The organism is Pseudomonas arsenicoxydans (genome assembly GCF_006438915.1).
Classification (GTDB): domain Bacteria; phylum Pseudomonadota; class Gammaproteobacteria; order Pseudomonadales; family Pseudomonadaceae; genus Aquipseudomonas; species Aquipseudomonas arsenicoxydans_A.
The window spans coordinates 94,502-115,015 of record NZ_RCZE01000018.1 but is presented as its reverse complement, the minus strand read 5'-3'; the positions used below and the strand labels follow the sequence as shown (position 1 = coordinate 115,015).

At 57.7% G+C, this 20,514-nt stretch carries 16 protein-coding genes; 8 read left to right on the top strand and 8 right to left on the bottom strand.

The window, feature by feature from the left end; translation table 11 throughout:
• Nucleotides 1-13 precede the first annotated feature (13 nt).
• The 4 genes from EAH78_RS29290 to EAH78_RS29275 all read right to left on the bottom strand — a co-directional run bounded on the left by EAH78_RS29290 (nucleotide 14) and on the right by EAH78_RS29275 (nucleotide 5,177).
• Entirely contained in the window at nucleotides 14-2,683 is a 2,670-nt protein-coding gene (locus EAH78_RS29290) for a helix-turn-helix transcriptional regulator (RefSeq protein ID WP_140671491.1), read from the bottom strand.
• A 53-nt stretch (nucleotides 2,684-2,736) separates the two neighbouring features.
• Nucleotides 2,737-3,024, bottom strand: a complete 288-nt coding sequence (locus EAH78_RS32445; protein ID WP_193560108.1) for a hypothetical protein — start codon at nucleotides 3,022-3,024, stop codon at nucleotides 2,737-2,739.
• A 63-nt stretch (nucleotides 3,025-3,087) separates the two neighbouring features.
• The gene (locus EAH78_RS29280; protein ID WP_140671489.1) at nucleotides 3,088-3,501 is read right to left on the bottom strand and encodes a hypothetical protein; all 414 of its coding nucleotides are present in this window, start codon (nucleotides 3,499-3,501) and stop codon (nucleotides 3,088-3,090) included.
• A 248-nt stretch (nucleotides 3,502-3,749) separates the two neighbouring features.
• Nucleotides 3,750-5,177, bottom strand: a complete 1,428-nt coding sequence (locus tag EAH78_RS29275) for a DUF1254 domain-containing protein (RefSeq protein WP_170219188.1) — start codon at nucleotides 5,175-5,177, stop codon at nucleotides 3,750-3,752.
• A 261-nt stretch (nucleotides 5,178-5,438) separates the two neighbouring features.
• Between EAH78_RS29275 and EAH78_RS29270 the strand changes: the two genes are divergently transcribed.
• Entirely contained in the window at nucleotides 5,439-6,347 is a 909-nt protein-coding gene (locus tag EAH78_RS29270) for a LysR family transcriptional regulator (RefSeq protein ID WP_140671487.1), read from the top strand.
• A gap of 9 nt (nucleotides 6,348-6,356) precedes the next feature.
• Here EAH78_RS29270 and EAH78_RS29265 read toward each other — a convergent pair whose 3' ends face one another.
• Complete coding sequence (locus EAH78_RS29265) at nucleotides 6,357-6,611, bottom strand: hypothetical protein (protein ID WP_140671485.1); 255 nt, start codon at nucleotides 6,609-6,611, stop codon at nucleotides 6,357-6,359.
• Nucleotides 6,612-6,776: 165 nt separating this feature from the next.
• Between EAH78_RS29265 and EAH78_RS29260 the strand changes: the two genes are divergently transcribed.
• The gene (locus tag EAH78_RS29260; RefSeq protein ID WP_140671483.1) at nucleotides 6,777-7,094 is read left to right on the top strand and encodes a DUF883 family protein; all 318 of its coding nucleotides are present in this window, start codon (nucleotides 6,777-6,779) and stop codon (nucleotides 7,092-7,094) included.
• Between the two features lie 72 nt (nucleotides 7,095-7,166).
• Here the strand turns inward: EAH78_RS29260 and EAH78_RS29255 are convergent, their stop codons facing one another.
• Nucleotides 7,167-8,204: an Ldh family oxidoreductase gene (locus tag EAH78_RS29255; RefSeq protein WP_140671481.1), complete on the bottom strand. Its 1,038-nt coding sequence runs from the start codon at nucleotides 8,202-8,204 to the stop codon at nucleotides 7,167-7,169.
• 204 nt (nucleotides 8,205-8,408) lie between these two features.
• On the opposite strand from EAH78_RS29255, the gene EAH78_RS29250 reads away from it, so the two are divergent.
• Both EAH78_RS29250 and EAH78_RS29245 read left to right on the top strand, forming a co-directional pair.
• Entirely contained in the window at nucleotides 8,409-13,262 is a 4,854-nt protein-coding gene (locus tag EAH78_RS29250) for a dermonecrotic toxin domain-containing protein (protein WP_140671479.1), read from the top strand.
• Between the two features lie 96 nt (nucleotides 13,263-13,358).
• Entirely contained in the window at nucleotides 13,359-14,360 is a 1,002-nt protein-coding gene (locus tag EAH78_RS29245) for a FecR family protein (protein ID WP_140671477.1), read from the top strand.
• Nucleotides 14,361-14,416: 56 nt separating this feature from the next.
• Here EAH78_RS29245 and EAH78_RS29240 read toward each other — a convergent pair whose 3' ends face one another.
• Complete coding sequence (locus tag EAH78_RS29240) at nucleotides 14,417-16,762, bottom strand: acylase (RefSeq protein ID WP_140671475.1); 2,346 nt, start codon at nucleotides 16,760-16,762, stop codon at nucleotides 14,417-14,419.
• A gap of 226 nt (nucleotides 16,763-16,988) precedes the next feature.
• On the opposite strand from EAH78_RS29240, the gene EAH78_RS29235 reads away from it, so the two are divergent.
• Nucleotides 16,989-17,390, top strand: coding sequence for a fe2+ zn2+ uptake regulation protein (locus EAH78_RS29235; RefSeq protein ID WP_140671473.1), 402 nt, complete (start codon nucleotides 16,989-16,991; stop codon nucleotides 17,388-17,390).
• Here the strand turns inward: EAH78_RS29235 and EAH78_RS29230 are convergent.
• The gene (locus EAH78_RS29230; protein WP_140671470.1) at nucleotides 17,380-17,568 is read right to left on the bottom strand and encodes a hypothetical protein; all 189 of its coding nucleotides are present in this window, start codon (nucleotides 17,566-17,568) and stop codon (nucleotides 17,380-17,382) included. The two genes, EAH78_RS29235 and EAH78_RS29230, sit on opposite strands and share 11 nt — an antisense overlap.
• A 155-nt stretch (nucleotides 17,569-17,723) precedes the next feature.
• On the opposite strand from EAH78_RS29230, the gene EAH78_RS32395 reads away from it, so the two are divergent.
• From EAH78_RS32395 to EAH78_RS29220, 3 genes are all read left to right on the top strand, one after another.
• Nucleotides 17,724-17,861 carry a hypothetical protein gene (locus EAH78_RS32395; protein ID WP_170219187.1) on the top strand — a complete coding sequence of 46 codons (138 nt, stop codon included), beginning with the start codon at nucleotides 17,724-17,726 and terminating at the stop codon, nucleotides 17,859-17,861.
• 259 nt (nucleotides 17,862-18,120) lie between these two features.
• Nucleotides 18,121-19,362: an MFS transporter gene (locus tag EAH78_RS29225; protein ID WP_140671468.1), complete on the top strand. Its 1,242-nt coding sequence runs from the start codon at nucleotides 18,121-18,123 to the stop codon at nucleotides 19,360-19,362.
• Nucleotides 19,363-19,383: 21 nt separating this feature from the next.
• Entirely contained in the window at nucleotides 19,384-20,514 is a 1,131-nt protein-coding gene (locus EAH78_RS29220) for an acyl-protein synthase (protein ID WP_140671466.1), read from the top strand.

Genomic DNA, 20,514 nt, shown 5'->3' with positions numbered 1-20,514 from the left:
TCGCAGGCGGGTATCAGCCCGCCGTTTCGAGAATCCCCAGCATGTACGCGCGCGCGACAACATGCTGCCGGGTACCTGCCTGGAATTTTCCAAACAGGTTTTTCAGGTGCCACTTCACCGTTTCCTCGCCGACATTCAGGGCCAGGGCGATTTGCTTGTTGGAAAGATTACGGGCCAGCAGCTGCAACACCTCGCGCTCCTTGGGCGTCAGCAAACGACTGGCTGAGACGCTCGATGTTGCGGACTCCGGTCGCGAAACAGGCATCGGCGCGGAGGATTCTGCCGTTACCGCCGGGAGGGTTGGACGCTGGAGCGTCTGCACCCACTTGGTCAGATCGGGATGAGTGTCTTGCACCACGCGCTGCATATCATTCTCTTGTGCGAGGCTGACCGCTTCCAGTAAACAGGGGGTGCCCTCCTCGCCCGTCGCTTTGAGCGCCAAGGCCCTGAGCAGTTTGATCTGCACAATTTCCCGGCCACGGCGCAGGTGCTCGGCGGTTGCGCCAGCCTTGTCGAGTACAACCAGCATGGCTTCCCACTCACGCTTGGCCAGCAAGACATAAGCCTCAGCCACACCCGCCATCAACGCCAGTTCCGGACCGAGCAGCCCGGTTTGTTCGCGGGCAATGAGCGGTGTAACAGCCTCCAGACGCCGCCATAATGCCTGGCACGTGTCACTGCGCCCCTGCAATGCATGCAGACGAATCTGCTCGCCCAGCGATGCGATGCAAAACCGCGGAATGTCACGTTCTTCACCCAATGCGAATAGAGCCTCAAGAAGGTCCTGCCCGCGATGTCCATGTCCCTGCATCGAAGCCAGTCGAGATGCGGTGATATAGCCCAGCACAATCGCATCAGGCGAAGCGAGACGCTCAACCATGTCCATCCGGTTCGCCAAAACCGTGCTGGCTTCCTGAACTTCCCCTCGCTCCAGCATGACGGTTGCCAGGGCGCTGGCCATCATCACGGCAATCGGGCTGCGTCGACCAATATCTTGCTCGGCGAGCACCAGACTGGCGCGCAAGGCAGCTTGCGACGACAGCATCCGCCCCTCCCAAAGATACGTCAGGCCGACGACCCACTGGCCAAACCCCCGAATGGCATCCAGGCCAGGGCTCCACGTGTAATGCGGTGCACGCTGAAAAATGCGCCGGGCCTTCTCCGGCTGCCCCTGAGACAAGGTCAGACGAGCTATCTGGTTCGCCACAATCGCTTGCACCTTGATCGGGAACGTCGACAACCGGTCAACCCATGGCGTGATGAGGGCCAGCGACTCGTCAGGACGATCTGCAAAATAGGCGGCGGCGGTCTCGATGGCGGCGGCCTCGCAACGGGTTGCTTCATCGGCGGACGGGTGTTGCTCGATGGCGGTAATCAATCGCGCAGCTTCAGCCTGACGCTCGCCCATCGCCAGTGCCCAGGCAGCAGCCAGGCAAATGCGCGGGTGTGACAAAACGGCCTCGGGCTCAAGTTCTTCGACCCATTCCAGCACCCGACTGAACCGGCCCCGCAACATTACGTCGTACAGGCATTTTTCGATCATTTCATAAGCGGGTCTTGGTAGCCCGGCCAAATGGTATTGGCGAGCTGCCTGTTCCAGGAACTCATGTTGTTGCAGCCACAAAGCGGCACGTTCATGAAAACCCTGACGCTGCTCTGGGGCCAATTTTTCAAACCGCCCCAGCAGGAAGTCTCGGGCCAATGGATGAATGCGCACCCAATCGCTATCGACACTTTCGACGAAAATGGGAGTCGAGACACACAGGTCCCGGAGCATTTCTGCCGCGCGCGGATTACCCGTTAATGCGATGCACAAGGAAGGCTGGACCATCTCCAGCAAGGCGATGCCCGTCAAGAACGTGACCTGCTCGTCGGGCAGGTGGGCCACCAGGCTGTCAACGAAATAGCGCTGAATATCGCCTGTGCATTTTGACAACTCAACGATTGCTGCACCCGGACTTGAACTTTTTTCCATCGCTGAAATAGCCAGCTGCAAACCCAGGGGCCAGCCCTCCGTAACCTCATACAGACGCACGCAAAGGTCGGCGTCGATCTTGGCACCAAAGCGTCCCGTGAGTATCGCGACAGCTTCCTCAACACCGAAACGCAAGGCCGCCGTGCTGACCGTTGCGTAGCGCCCCCTCGCCGCGAGGTCCGCCACTTGCAGATTCAAACGTGAGCGGGAGGCCATGATGATGCGTAAATTGGCTGGAGCGTTATGCAACAGATAGGTCAGGGAGTGACGAATAGTCGCGTCGGGCAAGGCGTCAGCTTCATCCAGGATCAGTACGGTCTCGCTGCCCAGATCGGCGACTTCCGCCAGCCACTGTGTCAGCCCTTCGAACTCGTCACGCCCAGGCCCCGGACCAGGCTCGAAGGTACGGGCAAAGGATGGCCGGCCACTGCCAATCGCCATGGCTGCTCCCAGTCCCTGGACAAATCGGGCACCATCATCATGCGCATCGAGCGTCAGCCAGGCCACGACGGCGCCGTGAGACAAACTCTCCCGTCGCCACTGGGTCAGCAAAAACGTCTTGCCGAAGCCGGCTGGCGCATGAACGGCAATCACCACCTTGTCGGTCAGTTCCGGAGTGTCGATCGCCAGCCGGCTGCGCATCCGGGCAGATTTCTGGCCCCGTGGCGGCGTGGTTTTAAGGATCAGTTGTGGCTCTAAGCGATCCATTTTTTCAAGCCTTATGCAAAACGTTGAGCGGCTCGGCCGAGGAACGATATCGATCAACCAATGGGAGGCAACTGGCCCAGGGCAAAGCGCAACTCGTATTTATAGGAGCCGTCAAGCTTGCGGTTTTCCTCGTCAGCGTTGTAGATAGGGTAGACCGCTTCTCCCTTCGAGTTGCCATAAATGCCGAGAACGGCAGCACCCATGCGGTAGAGATAGGCTTCCCTGGCAATGGCGCGGACTTCTTCGGGAGTAACGGATGGTTGTGCGTGCGCCATCGACAGGGCACTGCTCGCCAGTAGCGCCATTGCTGTGTACACCGATTTCAGGGGCGTGACCTTCATGATGTTTTCTCTTTTGTTATCGAAGGATTCGAGTGCTCAGGTGCTTCCTGCACAACCTCGAACTCACCCGGCAGTACGCTGGTCATGGCCTTGGTAGCCGCCTTGAAAGCATTCGCGGTTATCTGCTGACAGGATTTTCAGGTCTTGAATCCAGGTGTTGTCGAACTCGCCAGACGCACGATCGCCAGACAAGGATTTCTGCCGGTCGACGGGCCGGTCGCCCTTCCATACCGTTACCCAACTGAAGTTTAGATCGGTCACTTTGTCCAGCGTGTAAGCAAGGCCGGCGGCAAGGCGCCAGTCCGCCCCCATCGTTGTCGTAGCGTTGCGCCAGGCCGACATCGCCAAGGGACGCAAACCTGACAACCACTGATTATCGAGTTGATGACCGACGAAGAAACTGCCACCCGGTATTGGACCGCGTACATTGCCGCTGCCGATTCCAGAGGTGTTGGTTTCATCGTCCCCGTCGAACATGACGCCCCTCTCTAATGATGCTCAATCACTGTCGATCAAGTAACAGCGCAACCGGGCTCTTCATGGCGAGATGAAATGTTGCCAATGAGTCGACATTGCCCATTTGCGCCCTGTCATGCCCCCCCAATTGCCAATCGTGTTTTTCCGGACATACGGTGCATTAAAGAGTGTCGGACCACTTCACACCCCCCCAATCAAGAGGGGGGCGATTCAGTACATTTGAAACGAATTTTTTCTCGGCCATCGGGTCAGTCGGCAAGCACTAGCGGTGGCACCTGCCACTGGCCCTTGTTCATTTGCTCCTGCGGGCCGTAGATACGGAGCGCCAGGTAAACTGGACCGTCGGGCGCAGGCAGCCAGTTGCTTTCCTTGTCTTTGCCCGGAGAGTCTTTCTGGATATGAATGGTCAGCGAGCCGTCCGCGTTTTTCTGCATGTTTGGCAGCATTGGCGAATTGATCAGATAGCGCTGGATCGGGTTGGCAACCAGCAATTGGGTGGCGCCGTCGTACATCGTTACCGACCAGAATGCATCGGCTGGAGGTAGCTCGCCGGCAGCAAAGGTAAAGGTGTAATTGTGTTTGCTGGCGTCGAGAGTTTCGCCATTGGGCAGGGTACGGGTGAGCGCGTAGCGCGCTTCGGAGGCATCCAGGGCGTAAATACCTGCCTTGGCCACGGCCGCGCGTGCCTGCCAGTCGCCGTTGTAACGCTGGCGATTGCCGCCACCTTCGGTCATCAGGGTCCAGCCGTTGACGCTCTGACCGTGTTGGCTAATGCTCTGTGTGATCAACTTGTCACCGGCGGCGGCCCCGGCAGCAAGTTCCTCGCCATAAACGGCGGCAACGGCCTTGAAGTGGTCCATCTCGCCATTGCCGATACCAATACTCGCCAACTTTTCGCGTATGGCTTTTTCCTCAGGCGCGGCGGGTGCAAAGCGCAATGCAAAGTCCAGATACGCGAAGAAATTTTTCTTGATTGAATCTTTGTCGGCTGCCGGGAAGGTGACGGCTTGGGCTGCAGGGGGGGCAGGCTCCTTCAACCAGGTCGACAGCGGTTGCACCTTGTACCCGGCCTGGATCGCCTTGACGTTTTCAATATCTTGTGGCGAAAACAACTGCGTGCGATACCCGACCATCGAGAATTGCGTCGTCGAGCGGAACATTTTCTTGATGCCCTTGGGCATCTCCCCTTTCCAGTCAGGACCGACCACCAGGTAATCACCGGGGACACCTGCGGTGGCAATACTGCCAATCACGCCGTAATTGTAAGTGTTGCCATCACACAACATCTGCGAGTAGTAGCGCCCCTTTTCCACCGGCGGCACGCTTAACACCATGGGTTCGGCGCGCAAGTCCAGCCAAGCGAAGGAATAAGGAGTGTCACTGTTGGCCGTGACCACGGCCTTGTCCTCTGGAGTAAATACACGCGCAATATTGTGCAAGTGATTGAAGGGGGCTTTGTACTGTGGCGAGTCCTTATCGACTGCGTAGGAATACATCACGCCATAATTCATCACGATGGGCAGGCCGTAGATATAGGCTTCTTCGGCGATGTTCTGGATGCGCAAGGCTTCGACGGGGTTATGCTCCTGCGCAGGCGTTTGCGCAGCGGCCAGATTGGCCAGCAGCAAGACGGTGGCAGCAAGCGCACCGCGAAGCATGGTAGGGCGATGATTCATGGTGTGTTCTCAGTGGATAAGGGAAGTCGCGCTTTTTCCGATGCCGGCGCTTCAGGCGCTTGTCTCCCTGGAAACGGCGATTCCTGTCAGATTGACTGTTTCAGGAATGGGCGCCCCCCCCGCTGACGGGGGGGCGCAGAGCATTGAGGGAATATGAAGAGCGGGATTAGAAATTCTGGGTATCGGCGTGACTCCGTCAGGTATTGCTCATTCTCCGGCGCCGCAGGACCATGAATAAAACCTGAATCGCCACCGAATGATATGAACACTATGAATATCGCCTCCGTTGACCTCAACCTGCTCAAAGTCTTCGAAGCGCTGCATGAAGAGTCCAGCGCCAGCCGTGCGGCCCTGCGCCTAGGCGTAACGCAATCGGCGGTCAGTGCCGCGTTGCGCAGGCTGCGTGAGGTGTATGGCGATCAGTTGTTCGTGCGCACCGGTCGTGGCCTGGCACCGACGCTGAAGGCCAATCAATTGAAACCGGTAGTCAGCGATGCGCTGAACAAATGCCGCCAAAGCCTGGCGATGGTCGATCCGGCGGCTCATCAGTACGACGGCCGCTCAGTGTCGGTGGGGATGTCGGACGATTTCGAGATCGCCTATGGCCGGCGATTGATCGAAGAAATTGCGCGGACAGCGCCGAAGTTGCGGCTGATCTTCCGGCAAACCCACAGCCAGATCGTCGCCCACGCCTTGATGGAGCGCAGCATCGATCTGGCGATCACCGCCGGCGGATTTGCCGACCGCTTGCTCAGCCGTCAGGTGTTGGGAGAAGGCGGATACCTGTGCCTGGTGGATCGCGCCAGCTTGGCCGAAGACCAACAAATCATCAGCCTTGAAGAGTTCGTCGCTCGTGAACACATTCTGGTGTCGTCCGGCGGATTTATCGGCATCACCGATGAAGGACTGGCGGCGCTGGGGCTGAGCCGTCGGGTGTGTGCGTCGACCACCCATTTTGCTGCGTTGCCGCATTTGCTCAAGGGCAGTCAGGCGGTGGCGACCATTCCGGCGCATGCCGCGCAAAGCATCGCGACACTTAGTGGATTGGCACTTTTACCCTGCCCTCTGGGCTTGCCGCGCTACCCGATCGAACTGGGCTGGCGTACCAGCACGCAACTCGACCCGGTGGGGTTGAAAGTGCGCGAAGCGATTATCGCGTGTTTCGCCTGAATACCGGTCTTACTTGTTGGTAGCCATGATGCGGTTGACTTCACTGCGCACCATATTCGCGTATTCCGGCGGCGACATCGCGTCGAGTTCGGCACGAACCCATTCAGCCCACTTGCCTTTGCGCTTGGCGCGCTCCCCGAACAACCGCGCGGCTTCGCCCTTGGATTTGCCCAGGTTGCTTTGCCAGAGGTCGAACAGACGGGATTTTTCATCTTCCAGCGCAGCGCGCTCGGCGAGGGGTTTGTCGGCCAGATTGAAGCTCATGGGAATTTCCTGCTGCGTAAAATAGGCGACATCTTACACCGTAGGACGAAATGTCCGACTCAGGAATTTTCAACCCAGCGGGGCCGACGGAAAAATCCACTGCAACTTTTTCACCTGCGCGTGACTCCATTGTTCACTGCCTACTTACCTGCAAGGAGTACCTCAATGGCTCGGAAAACCGCTGCACAAGTCGCCGAAGACCAAATCAAGGATCTGGCATTCAGCGAGCTGACCACGCTGATCGAAGAGTCGGAAAAACTGCTGAACAGCAGCGCCGCACTGGTCGGCGAGGAAGCAGAGACCCTGCGCGAGCAAATTGCCCTGAAACTTCAGCAGGCACGGGATTCGGTCAGCAATGTGCGTGATCGGACAAAACCCGCCGTCGAAGCCACCGAAACGTACATTGGCGGTCATCCATGGCAAACCGTGGCCATCTCTGCCGGTTTTGGTCTGGTGGTCGGGTTGTTGCTGGGTCGTCGTTAAGCCTCTCCGCTTCGCACAGCCAAAAGGCGAGCCATTGGCTCGCCTTTTTCATGCCTGCTACCAGATTGTTGATTACTGCGCGAGTGCCCGCAAATTCGCCAGCGTCTCGGCGTCGAGCGTAATGCCTTGAGTAGCGGACTTGGCCCGCTGTGAATGGCGCCGATCACCCGGCAGGCGCTTGAGCCCCACGCCATGCATCTGCCGCACCAGTTCCTGGCTGCGCTCGGCAAAGTTTTGCCCGGCGGTCTTGCTTGGGTCGATCACAATCAGCAGTTGCCCGGTCCATGGGGTTTTCGCCCCTGGATGGTTCGACCAATCGAATTCGAAGGAAAAATTCCCACCGGTCAGCGCCGCCGCCAACAGTTCCACCATCATCGACAAGGCGGAACCCTTGTGCCCGCCAAAAGGCAGGAGTGCGCCGCCTTCGAGAATCGCTTTCGGGTCCTGCGTCGGCTGGCCAAGGCTGTCCACGCCCATGCCGGCCGGCAAGCGCTCGCCCTTGCGGGCCGCGATCTGCACATCGCCATGGGCAATTGCGCTCGTGGCCAGGTCAAAGACAATCGGCTCACCATCCGCGCGCGGGGCGGCGAAAGCGATCGGGTTGGTGCCGAACAGCGGACGATCGGCGCCGTGCGGCACCACGCAGGTCATGCTGTTGACCACGCTCAGCGCCACCAGCCCTTCGTAGGCAAAAGGCTCGACGTCCGGCCACAAGGCCGCAAAATGATGCGAGTTACGAATCGCCAGCACCGCAATACCGGCACTGCGAGCCTTTTCCACCAACAGGGCGCGTGCCGCTACAAGGGCCGGCTGGGCGAAACCATTAGCCGCATCGACCCGCACAAACCCCGAGGCGACGTCTTCAACCACCGGGACGGCCTGACCATTGACCCAACCGCTGTTTAATGTCGAGATATAACCGGGTATGCGGAACACACCATGACTGTGAGCACCGTCGCGCTCGGCGCCGGCGCAATTGAGGGCCAGGGTCCTGGCGACATCGGCAGAGGTGCCATGACGCAGAAAAATCTGTTCGAGCAGTTGAACGAGCGCGTCGAAATCGAGCGTTTGGGTGTTCAAACTGACGGCCATTTCGGGCGATACGGTCATCTGAAGCTCCAGTTTTATTATCGAGTACGGGCAACAGGGTGAAACAAGGTTGCAGGGCAACCCAAAGGAGTCGCCGATTAAGCGCTGTTCTACCGGCATTCTGTCAAGCCTGAGCCACACGACCGGCTCAAGCAATATGTACCGCACGCAAGCTTTTTAATGACCGTACCGTTTTTCCTCCACCCAATACATCGAGGAAAAACCATGACTGATCCACTAGCCCCCTATTTTTTCGACGAGGCAGAACGCGCCTCCACTGCACGGCAGCCCGGTGACCGCGAAAAAGCACTGAACTTCACCCTTGCCGACCTGAAATGGTTGAAGAACGTGTATTTGGCGACCGAAGTCGCCCGCACTACGCAAAAAGACCCCATGTACGTTTACCTGCTGTCACTGAACAGGCAGGGCACACCGGATATCCCATTGGCCGGCGCGTTTGCGATGAGCCGGCCGGAGGATGGCGAGGTCACGCTGTACACACCGTGGAAAGGCTTGACCAAGTTTGCGGACATGGACGACCTCAAAAGCAAACTCAAGGAGTGGCTGGCGTCGGACACCGACAAACAGGAGCTGTTGCGCTTTCTCTCTATCGAACAACGCTGCGCGCTATCTGCCAACGCGGATCCTGACATTTCCACTGCAGAAATCGCCGGCGCAGTGTTTCAGGATCAGCAGATCAGGCTTGAGCAGAATCAGGCACTGAACATCAACACGATGATGGGCGAATTGCTGAAAAAACCGACATTGCAATCAATGCTCGATGACACGCTGAAAGATGCATTGCGCAAGCCGTTTCCCGGTTTGGACCAACGTCTGACTCGACTGAAGAGTTTTGTCAGAACAGCGTCCCCCTTCACCGACGGTGAACACCATCACACGATTGCCGAGCGCTCACTCAGTGAAGCCCTCCTCCACTTCTACCTGACCAACCAGTGGCCTGCGGGCGACTCCAGGGTCTTTGCCCATCCAGGGCACGGCGTGAGCAGCGATGCCGATAATCTTGCTTGGGAAAGTGCGGTAAAAGACATCGCCCAAAGCTTCACACCGCACTTGCACAGCCAGCTCGACGTGTTCTGGAACGCGGCCATGAGCAATGGACTGTCACGCCGAGCGTTTTTCAGCGAGGGCTTGCGCGATTCGTTCCACCTCAAGCTTCTGCTTCAGCGCCAGGAGGGGACGTTAACGACGCAGGAATACCTGCAACTGATAAAAGTCAGCCGCATCCCCACGGACGCTGCGCTGCGCGTCGAAAAAGTGCGGGTCACCGCCCCCTTCAAGCACTACGTGGAACTGGCCTCTGCCTTGATGATTGGCGGCGCCGATACGTTGGGATTTTTGTACACCCCGTCTCGCGGCATCGAAGCCACCGACACGTTGCCTGCGATCAAGAAAATCGTGCTGCAAATGCTCAAAAGCGAAGGGCATGAAGACACGTTGCTCAACTTTATGTCGCTGGGTGAACGCAGCACCTTTCTGGGGTTGCCGCCCGATCAGTGCTCTATTGAAGGACGCCCCGTCACCGAGCCGGTATTTGAAGAAGTCATCGCCAGCATCCTCGGCAAGCAGCGGGGCAACCTCAGTCATGCGTTGAGTCGTTACCGTGAAAGCGAAGGCACGCTGTCCCCTCATGCCTTGATTGATAATGCGTTGGATGTCCGTGGTCTGTTCGACGACCGGCTGCTGGCCTGCGATGCCGCCGGCCGCTGGAGTACACGGGTTGATCAACGCTGGAGTGCGCAACCGGTGACCGTGCGAGCCGAGTCAGCAAAGGAAGGTCTGGTGCGCCTTGAGTCGGTTGAACAGGCGCTCGATCAACTGCTGGACAAGCACCCGGCCATTCCCCCAGGCCTAAGCACCCTGGCCCAGGCACACAGCCTGGTCAGTTCATCGGTGGCGAACCTGCAATCGAGTTTCGCCTATACCCTGTCAACGGCATTACGCACAGAACTGAAGTTGCGCACCGTCACACGGACCCTAGGGTCGACGGAACAGGCCATCATCAAAACCGTGCTCGACAGCCCGATTCACTTGCAACGAGCCGCGCTTAACGGTTTTTTGCCGGAGGTATTTTCCCTGGCGTTGCAGCCAGGCGACCTTACAGCCCCGTTAAAACTGGCCAGTTGTTTCGTTTTGACAGAACGAGGCGGCCTGGACCCGAAACATTCGGGCAAATCAGTCTTGTGGACGCCGGCGTCGGGATTTGAGGCCTTCGAGTCACTGTCACGATTACGCACCGCGCTTGATCATCGTCTGCAAGACCGCACGTTGCGGTTAACACTGCTGGAGAACCTCAGTCGTAGCGAGCGATTACCCGGCAGAAGTTACACGCTGGCACCGCTGCAACGGACCCACGGGCATTTTCTCGATCACCTTCAAAAGCCCTATGTTCATCTCGACCAGACGTGCCTCACTCGCGCATTGGCCACGTCGCTCCCCACCTCGCCATTGACTGACCTGCTGCACCTGGTGGCGCTACGGCAGCCGCTGACAGGATTACGCCGTGCGACGGATATTGCCCTGTCCCTGACGACTCAACAAAAACTTCCGACATGGTTGGCCAACGCCTCCATTCAAGACCTGGCGCTGCACGGGGAACTGCTGCAGCAATACCTCGATAACGTCAAAAACGACGAGGATTACCTGACGGGCCTGCGGTCACTGCAGCGCACGGCTCACGCCGAACTGGAAAAACAACTCAAGGCGGACACCTTCTACATCGACCCGGACAAGGTTCAGATCCAGCTCAGCGTACGGCCGACGTCACCGCCCAGTGTGCAAACCCTCACCGACTTTGCATTGACACCTTTCAAGGAACTGGACCAGGCCCGATTCAAACTGGCATCGCTTGATAGCACCGTGATTCCCGAAGAAATGGACGAAAGCTACATCAAAGACCTGATACGAAACCTGAAAACGGGGGAGCAACAGAAAAAAATACTGAGTGAGGCGCTTGCCGACACCCCGGGCAATGCGGATCGCAGAAAACGCTTCTACCGCCAACTGCCCTGGCAACTGATGCATTACGCCCACACAGAAAAATTGCAGGAACGCCTGAGCGAAACCGGGTTTGACCTGGTCCGGCAAATCATGGACATGCCCGACGCCATCGCTCGCGCGGCAGTCGATGGTGCCCATGCAATCATCCGCCCGCTTGAGTTCCTGGGCATCAAGGGCGCACACACGATCAAGGTGGCGGGTGTTTACCTGATCGGCTCAGCCGCCGATAGCACAGCGCCCCAAGTCCTTGTCGCGCCACACTGCCCAAGTCACGGGATAAAGGAATATGAAAACGAAGCCCAACTGCTGACCGAGTTGAAAGCGCAAGGGCCACTGCTCGACTGGGTACTCACACATTCACCCCTGGCGGACCGGTCCCTGCTGGAGCAACGAATAGCGAACACCAATAACCGCACGACCCGCGCAGCGCCGGTGTCTTCCGACGGACCCACCCGCGAGGTCACGCTGGCCTCCAATCCGATCAAAGGCCACCTGTTCAGCCAGTTGTTCAACGACAACGCTGCGCTGTTGGGCCGACTCCTGGGTTGTCAGGCCGACGAGAAAAACCACGCCGAATGGACAACCATCAAGCATGTGCTGGGCGAAGACTTGCACGAGGCCTATTCATTTTTCATCGGCAAACTTGCTTACCCCGTCACGGTTTGGCGCAGTTATCGCGATATCAAGCAATCCGCCGAGGACCTTCAGACACATAAGTGGGGGGCAGCCACAAGAGAATTCATCGAGGGCATTGCTGAACTCGCTACGTTACGCCAATCACTTGGCAATCATGCGCAGCCATCTTCAAACGCGAGTGCCACTGTTGCGCAGGCACCCACCCGTCGCTTCAGCTGGCATGACGTCGACACCACCGCGCCCGAACGCACGCAATTACAGCGCCACGAAAGCATCGATGTTGATCTGGGTTCGCTGACATCAGACTCGACACTCGGGCTATACACCCACCCAAAAACCAGGAAACGCTACGCCGCGGTTGAAGGGAAAGTGTTTCCGGTCAACAAGCACGGTACTCGTTGGCGCATTGCAAGCGCAAAAAACCGTGGCCCGTTGTTGCGCCAAAACCTGGCGAAACAATGGTGCCTGGACCGGGATTCGCGGCTGCCTGGCTTCAGCCTTCTCAACCGATTGCATACGGCAGTGTCGGTGTGGGGAGGTATGAACGTCGACGCCAGAGGAATGCCACGGATCCGTCGGCTGTTCCCGCACAAGGCCCGTCAGATCGAAGAAGCGCTGGACCAGGCCACCACCTATGCCTGGAACAGCTTTCGCAACCTGCAATTGCTCAAGGCTTGCGACGATACGCAGACCCCAGTGCATCAGCTCATCGCCGACTTTATGGGGGTCTCGCACGTATTGCCCGCGCATGTGGAGCAGCTTGAAAAAGTCGTGACCGAAATTTTTTCAGCCTTGCTCGACCCAACGCTCAGAAAGCCCGACTCCAATCGTTTTGTGGTCGGCAAGGTGATTGAGGGCGCGGAGCATACATTCGCCTTCATCATTCCCGGGGATGCAACGAGAAAAATTCACTTGGTCGATAAATTCTTCGCGCCCAATTACGACCATTACCGCCAATACCTTAGCGACGCGCACTTCCCTATTGGTGCCCATAGCAGAGCGATGACGATCATTCACGAACTTGCACACATCGTCTGTAACGCCGAAGACATCACTTACCTTGACCCCGGCCGCCCTTTCGCCGATCTGATCAGCACGTCAGACCCGATTGGCAATGCCCTCAAAAGTGCATTGACAACGGTACAAAGCACCGCACTTTCAATTGAGACGCCGTACACCCAGCTGTTCATGATTAATGACCCTGATACTGACGAGTGGGAGGAACTGGGCGATATCCTTCATGAGGATACTGAACGACTGAAAGATTATGTTTTAGAGCTGACCGGGGCAGAAAACCTGAGCGGGGCTCGCCATACATTCAAGAGAGACCCACTGATACGGCTCAAAGTACAACTGGGTAACGCCGACAGCATCGCGTGGCTGATTGGTAACCTGGGTCGACAATTGCACGCCAGTACGCCGTGAGCACAAAAAATAACGCCAATTGATGGTTAATTGCCATGACGGCTGTTCTCGCAGGCTTCCTCCCAAGGTTAGAATGCCGGAAATCAGGATGAGTCAATGACCGACAATTCTCTATCTCCAGACGACTATGACGCGATCACCGATGCCGCAGCGCATTGGTGCATGCGCTTGCATGCCGTCGACTGCACGACTGAAGAACGGGTAGCGTTCGAACGATGGCATGACGCCCATCCGCTGCATGCATTCGAATACGAGGCCATGCTGGAGATCTGGGAGGTTGCCGGGGATCTGCCGCGCCCTGAAGCCGTCAATCATGCTGCGCGCCTCAAACCTGCCACGCCCTGGCGCAGTGTCGGCATTGCCGCCGCCGTGTGCGCCCTGGCGTTGCCGCTGGCGGCATACAGTGGCTGGAGTTTGGGTTGGTTGCCCAACTCCTATCAACACTTTGAAGCCAGTGATACGGTCCGCCAGGTCACCCTGAGCGACGGCAGTCAGGTGGAACTGAATCTTGGCAGTGAGCTGACGTTCAGCAACTACAAGGATCAGCGCCGAGTCACGCTGAAAAAAGGCGAAGCCTTCTTCAGCGTCAGCCATGACACGACTCACCCTTTTGTCGTCAAGGCCGCCAGCGGCAGGATCCGGGTCACCGGGACCCGATTCAACGTCTGGATGTACGAGGACCAGGTCCGCGTAAACCTGATCGAAGGGTCGGTGCTGGTCACCAGCAACGACGACCTCCAAGGCGATGGTGTACGTCTCGGCCCCGCCATGCAGGCGCGCTTTAAACAGGGTGACTACACGCCACAAATCAGTCAGACCTACGCCAACGATAATTCGCTGGCCTGGCGCAGTGGAAAATTGGTGCTTGATAACCTGGCACTCAACGACGCCTTGCCATTGATCAATCGTTACCTGAGCAAACCCGTGATGGTGGCCGATCACAGCACCGGTCAGATCCGCCTCGGCGGTATCTACAACATCAAGGAGCTCAACAACCTGGTGGCGTCCTTGCCCAAGGTGCTGCCGGTTTACCTGACCCGCAACAAGGACGGCAATCCGGTCCTCAACTCCATTCCGCTTCAAACCCCTAAAAGCTGAAGGCCGCAACCCTTGTAGGGTGCGGCCTTGGTTTTTTGAACCCGGCGCCTTGGCGGTTACTGCGCAGCCACCGTCCCGGCTTTTCCATCCTGCTCGCGAATCGTCTGCGCCTGGTACTGCGGGTCTGCCGTGATCTGCTGCTCGGTAAACGGCAGCACACTCAAGTGCTTCTTCGAAAAAGCCAGCGTCTGGTCCCGGGCGTACTTCGAACCCGGATCGCTGGACAACGAGAACGCCAGCAAACCTTGAGCGTGCGGCCCCTCGTCATCGAAAGTCACTACCTGCAAGTAGCTCGTGCCGCTGACCACTTCAAGTTTGCCGTCTGTTCTCGGCACGCTTTGAATGGCGTTGTAGACGCCCAATGTGCCGGGGCCACCATGGATTGGCGTTTGCTGGCCGCCGCTGCTGACCACTTGAATATCACCCCAGCGTACGTCTGGCTTCAATCCTTGGGCTTTCACCTGTTTTACCGAAACGAGCATGGCCTCGCGAAGCGCCTTGGCGACATCCGCCCGGTCAATGGCCAGACCACGCGGAGTGTTTTGCGGATCTTTGGGATCAAATGCCACGCGCCAGATACCCGGGTTTTGCTGCAACGGCTCCATGATTTTCTGGAAGTGGACAAAGCCCAGACCGCTATCCAGATTCGCCCGGCGGTCCCACGCTTTTAAACTGCCGCACAGCGGCTTGAGCGCCGCGTCATCGGCCACCAGGTCACCGGCACAGAACTGCAGCAGATCCGGCATGACCTGGGCGGCCAGGTACACCTGATCGTCCATTACCATCCGTTGCAAATCCGCTGCCGTCAAAAGCCCGGACTTGTTCAGCGTGCTCAATCGATCCAGTGCAAAACGCGAGCGCATGCCCAACGGCTGGCCTTCCTGGCTGATCAGCGGCGAGAACCCGGTGAGCGGTTGCGCCGGGTTGGCCATCCAGGCGGAATCATTGGAGTGCTGCACAAAATCCTTGCGCGACAACTGCGGCAGATTGGCTGCTGCATAAATGCCTTTTTGCGCCGCTTGCGGGTCAATATCCCAGGCGCAGGCACTGTTGGAGCCGTCGAGCACGATCATTTGCAACCCTGCCCGGGGATCGCTGCACTTGGCCAGTTTTTCGGCATTGACGTTTGGCACCACCGACAGGTTCATGTAAAGCGTTTGCCCTTGATCATCCACGGCCAGGGTGTTGACCCACGGGATGCCCTGAAGGCTGTGCACCGAGGCCTGCAAATCCTTGAGGCTGTTCGCCTGGTTCATCGCATACCACTGCTGAAGGACCCGATCGTTATCCAGGTTGGCGTCGCGCAGGCTGTACGCGTATTGATGATCCCAATCGAGTTTTCCGGGCCATTGCACAATTGGGCCAAACTCCGAGCTGTACACCACGTGCTCGACCTGCGAGGTCTGACCATCGGGTTGCTGCACCTTCACCGTCAGGGTTTGTTTGTGCAATGGTTTGGACTTGCCGTCCAGCAGGTAGCGGGTCGGATCCTTGGGATCAAGTTGCAGCCGATACAGCGTGAAATGTTTGGACGAATCCACCGTGTGGGTCCAGGCCAGGTGCTGGTTGAACCCGATGTTTATCATCGGCAACCCTGGCAGCGCAGCGCCCATCACATCCAGTTTGCCGGGAATTGTCAGGTGCATCTGGTAGAAGCGCATTCCGCCGACCCAGGGGAAATGCGGATTGGCCAGCAGCATCCCGCGCCCGTTGAACGAGCGTTCGCTGCCGATGGCCACGGCGTTACTCCCGCGATCCAGCGCAAACCGCTGCATGCGCGAGGCCGCCACCTGGAAGGACGACGGCGCGGCGCTCACTTGCGTGACGGCTTGGGGCGGGGTGGCACCCGCCAACGCTTCGGCGAACTGCCCTACTCCACCTTCGACCAGCAGACGACGGGTCAGCTTGACCAGGTCCTGGGAAGTAATCTCGCGCACCCAGGCCCCCTGACACTGCGCAGGCAAACCCCGTGCACGGCGTTCTGCCAGCGAACGGTTGTAGCCGGCGACATAACCGTCAACGAGTTGTTGCACTTCGGGCGTTTGCGCCTGCCAGAAACCGGCGACCGCTTCTGGGGTGTTCAGCCAGGTGAAAAACAGGTCGCTGACCAGGTTCTCACGCTCTTCGACAGTCCGTTGTTGCGGACCGAAGTAGCGTGAGCGCTCACCATTGACGGTGACTATTTCGCTGGCCAGCAAACACAGGTTGTCCTGAGCGTAGGCGTAACCGATGCCATAACCGAGCCCCCGCTCATTGTCGGCACGAATGTGCGGCACGCCGAAACCGGTGCGGCGTATGTCAGCGCTCGCCTGCTCTGGCTGACTGCGGGCGTTTGCCGCAAGACTCAGCGCCACTAACAAACCCGCAAGGCTTAGCCTGGTTAACTGCCTGGAAATAATCACACTCGCTCCTGATCGAAAAGACAAACACCCTGCCTTCTCTCAGGAACGAAACAAAAGACAAAAATTTAGGCTCGCAAAGCCATTCCAATTGGCCTTCTCACATGCCGCTGACATGGCGCCGACAAATTTTCTACATTTGGGCCTTCATTATTTGTCGTGCTCGTTCGTCTAAATGACTGAGAGCCCCCTTTACATTTCCTGGCTGGCTCGGAAAAGGAGTTTTTGCATGTACAACTCGCAACTGCCAACGGACGGCAGCAATGCATCAACGGGCCCTGCCATGGGCTCCGGTATTTTCGAGCCGCGCGGCGAGCGCAATGGCAATGAGCGCATCCGATTGCTGCTCAAGAGCTTTGGCCTGCGCACCAGCCTGATTCGCCTCAAAGTCATTGACGCCTTGCTGGTCGCCGCCGAAAGCGACCGAAGCCTTGGCGTGCGCGGCGTGCACAGCCAGTTGCTGGACCTGGACATTCCCTTGTCCTTTCTCAGCGTGCGGGAAGTATTGAAACGCTTGTGCAGCGAAGGCGTGATCACGCTCAATCCGGACAAAAGCTACAGCCTGCATCCGCACGCCTTAGCCATGCTCCATCGCGGTTCATCCGTTCAAGAGGCGTCGCTCAAGGCTTGACCTTGCGACGCATCACGCCGTTGACCACCACCACGATCACCGCCACTCCGATGGCGATGTACTGAAACAGCTTCTCGCTGATGACACCTTCGTTTTGCAGATACGAAAGGCCGAACATGATCCCCAACACGACCAGGGAGATCAGAATCGAGTATTTCAAACGTTGCGATTGAGTCATTGCGAGTTCCTGAACCTGAAATGTATCCGCTTTGTATCCGAACGCATGCCAAACCCCTACCTTTCTACGGGGATGGCGCGCTGTAAACGGGGTCTCATGTTACAGCCGATGAAGAGATTTGGCTTCATAGCGGCGTTAACCATGAGGATTTCGAAATGTTTCGTCGAATCACACAGCTGATTCCCCTGATCGCAATTTTGGCCTTGAGTGGCTGCATCATTTTCCCCCACGGCGGTTGGCACGGGGATCACCACTACGACCGTGGCGGGCCGGGTTATTACCAGCATCGATAACGTTGGGCCGGTGTTCTCTCATAGGTAATTGAACATTCACTTGTAGGAAAACTCTCCAACCCAATAACAACTGAACAAATGCCCGCCCTGTCGCGGGCATTTTTCGTACAGCCTTATTCACCTTGCATTTAAGACTTAGCTGCACTTGGACATATCACGAAAACTGTTGAAGCTTTAAGTCTCAATCGTTCATTGGAACTGCACCGGCTCGCTGGATACTCTATCGCCACATCAATTTAACGCGATCATCAGGAATGTCATGGACAGGCCTTTAATAAAAATAAGCCTGTATCATCTACTTGGCTTTTGCTTTGCAATAACTCTTTTCGAACTGCTGACTTATATGGCCAGCGACATTATCATGCCGGCCATGTTGACCGTCACTCATGACTTGAATGTCAGCGCACAACATATTCCTTACGCTTTCACCCTGTATCTGGCGGGAGGGATACTGTTGCAATGGCTTATCGGGCCACTGTCCGATCACTTCGGCCGCCGTAAAATGTTACTGATCGGTTGCGCACTATTCGCCCTCGCCTGCGGTGCTGCATTCATTGCGCAAAACATTTATGTGTTCAATGGATTACGCCTGATACAGGGCATGGGATTGGGGTTTGTCATCGCCGTCAGCTACCCGGCATTGCAGGAAGTATTCTGCGAAGCGGACGCCATAAAAATCATGGCATTGCTGGGAAATGTCGCATTGCTTTCTCCGCTTCTTGGCCCACTGTTAGGCAGCCTGTTGCTGGAGTGGCTGACCTGGAGGGAGCTGTTTCTACTGTTGGGCATGAGCGGCTTGTTGGTCTGGCTGGCACTTTACGTGTACATGCCGGAAACCGTAGGCACGCTGCGCCACGACGGCCAGCGCCTGATGGCCGTGCCGTTTGAATGGGGCGGTACCGTACGCCGTTATGCCGCATTGCTCGGTAACCCGCGATTCCTCAGCGCCACTGTCGCGCTGGGCATCATGAGTTTGCCCTTGATTGCCTGGATCGGGTTGGCACCGCTGTTGCTGATGCACAATCTGGGGTTATCGCCGCTGGCGTATGGTCTGTGGCAAATCCCGGTGTTTGCGGCGGTCATTCTTGGCAATCTGATACTCAATCGATTGATCGCCAAGACCGAAATCCCCCAATTGATTCGATACGCACTGTGGCCTCTGTGCGGCGGGCTCATCGCATTGGTCATCCTCAGTGCCTACGGCGTCTCGACGCCCTTGCTGATCGGTTGCCTTGGTCTCTACGCCGTCGGACTTGGCATGAGCAATGCCGCACTCTACCGCCTCGCCTTGTTTACAAGCGACGACAGCAAAGGTTTGGTCTCGGCCATGATCGGCATGATCTCAATCGTCGTCATGGGGGGCGGTGGCTCGATTCTCGCGGCAGCCGGCGCCGGGAACAGCCATGAATCCTTCGCCCTGATGGCGGGCATCGCAGGGCTCCTGTGCCTGTTGCCCTTGCGGTTTGTTCTACGCCGCAACGCTGTCGCACTTACCGTCTGATCCCAAAGCGCAGGTCCATTGATGATCCATTTACCCCACACCGATGCGCTTTGCGCGTTAACAAAACCCTATTGCCTGGATTCAGTGCCAGATGGCCTGTTCAATCGGGCGATGAGCGAAATCAGCCTGTTCCATTACCAGCAAACACCGGGATATAAGCACTGGCTGAACGCCAACGGACTTGATGCCAAGGCGTTGGAGTCGATGGATGACTGGTCAAGGTTGCCGCCGATTTTCGCCAACTATTTCAAACGCCATTTACTGTCGAGCCCCTCGGGCGAAGGCGCGCTGGAGCTGACATCGTCAGGTACCAGCGGGCAAAAAAGTCGCATGCGCTACGACACCCGGAGCATGGCGGCCGCCCAAGGCATGGTGAGCCACATCTTCCGGCACTACGGCTGGGACACTCCAGACCGCCCCTGCAACTACTTGCTCCTGAGCTATGAACCCGAAGCAGCCATCAGCCTGGGGACCGCCTTCACCGATCAGTTTTTGTGCAGCTATGCGCCCGCCAACCGAGTCGCCTACGGATTGCGCCTGACCGGCAAAGGCCACGCGTTCGATGTGTTCGGGGTTGTCCACGCCTTGCAGGCATTCGCCGAAGAAGGTTTACCCGTGCGCATTCTTGGATTTCCAGCGTTTCTGTCCCAGGCGTTGCAACACATGGACGACACCGGTTGCGCGGACCTCAAGCTGCCGGCCGAGTCGTTGGTATTTCTCGGCGGAGGCTGGAAAACCCAGGCCGCGCAGGAGATCCCCCTGTCGCAGTTGTATCAACGGATCAACCGCCAACTGGGTATCGAACTGGCTCGCTGCCGGGATGGTTACGGAGCCGTAGAGCACGCCGTGCCTTACGTCCAATGTGCTCACCAGCATTTTCATGTGCCGGTTTATTCGAAGGTTTTCGTGCGCAATCCCGCCGACTTCAGCGTCCAGCCCTACGGCCGGCGTGGCTTGCTGGAATTCGTATCGCCCTACATTTCTTCAAGCCCGGCGCATGCCGTGGTGATGGGCGATCTGGCGACTCTGCATCCCGGCGCAAGCTGCGGGTGCGGCCTGACAACCGACTGGTTTGAACTGCATGGACGCGCCGGAACCACCGCCAGCCGAAGCTGCGCAATGGCCGCGTCCGAACTGATTGGAGAGGCATGA

Bases quoted from the DNA above. Each gene is read 5' to 3' on its own strand.
- EAH78_RS29290 (WP_140671491.1), bottom strand. From the start codon at position 2,683: ATGGATCGCTTAGAGCCACAACTGATCCTTAAAACCACGCCGCCACGG.
- EAH78_RS32445 (WP_193560108.1), bottom strand. From the start codon at position 3,024: ATGAAGGTCACGCCCCTGAAATCGGTGTACACAGCAATGGCGCTACTG.
- EAH78_RS29280 (WP_140671489.1), bottom strand. From the start codon at position 3,501: ATGTTCGACGGGGACGATGAAACCAACACCTCTGGAATCGGCAGCGGC.
- EAH78_RS29275 (WP_170219188.1), bottom strand. From the start codon at position 5,177: ATGAATCATCGCCCTACCATGCTTCGCGGTGCGCTTGCTGCCACCGTC.
- EAH78_RS29270 (WP_140671487.1), top strand. From the start codon at position 5,439: ATGAACACTATGAATATCGCCTCCGTTGACCTCAACCTGCTCAAAGTC.
- EAH78_RS29265 (WP_140671485.1), bottom strand. From the start codon at position 6,611: ATGAGCTTCAATCTGGCCGACAAACCCCTCGCCGAGCGCGCTGCGCTG.
- EAH78_RS29260 (WP_140671483.1), top strand. From the start codon at position 6,777: ATGGCTCGGAAAACCGCTGCACAAGTCGCCGAAGACCAAATCAAGGAT.
- EAH78_RS29255 (WP_140671481.1), bottom strand. From the start codon at position 8,204: ATGACCGTATCGCCCGAAATGGCCGTCAGTTTGAACACCCAAACGCTC.
- EAH78_RS29250 (WP_140671479.1), top strand. From the start codon at position 8,409: ATGACTGATCCACTAGCCCCCTATTTTTTCGACGAGGCAGAACGCGCC.
- EAH78_RS29245 (WP_140671477.1), top strand. From the start codon at position 13,359: ATGACCGACAATTCTCTATCTCCAGACGACTATGACGCGATCACCGAT.
- EAH78_RS29235 (WP_140671473.1), top strand. From the start codon at position 16,989: ATGTACAACTCGCAACTGCCAACGGACGGCAGCAATGCATCAACGGGC.
- EAH78_RS29230 (WP_140671470.1), bottom strand. From the start codon at position 17,568: ATGACTCAATCGCAACGTTTGAAATACTCGATTCTGATCTCCCTGGTC.
- EAH78_RS32395 (WP_170219187.1), top strand. From the start codon at position 17,724: ATGTTTCGTCGAATCACACAGCTGATTCCCCTGATCGCAATTTTGGCC.
- EAH78_RS29225 (WP_140671468.1), top strand. From the start codon at position 18,121: ATGGACAGGCCTTTAATAAAAATAAGCCTGTATCATCTACTTGGCTTT.
- EAH78_RS29220 (WP_140671466.1), top strand. From the start codon at position 19,384: ATGATCCATTTACCCCACACCGATGCGCTTTGCGCGTTAACAAAACCC.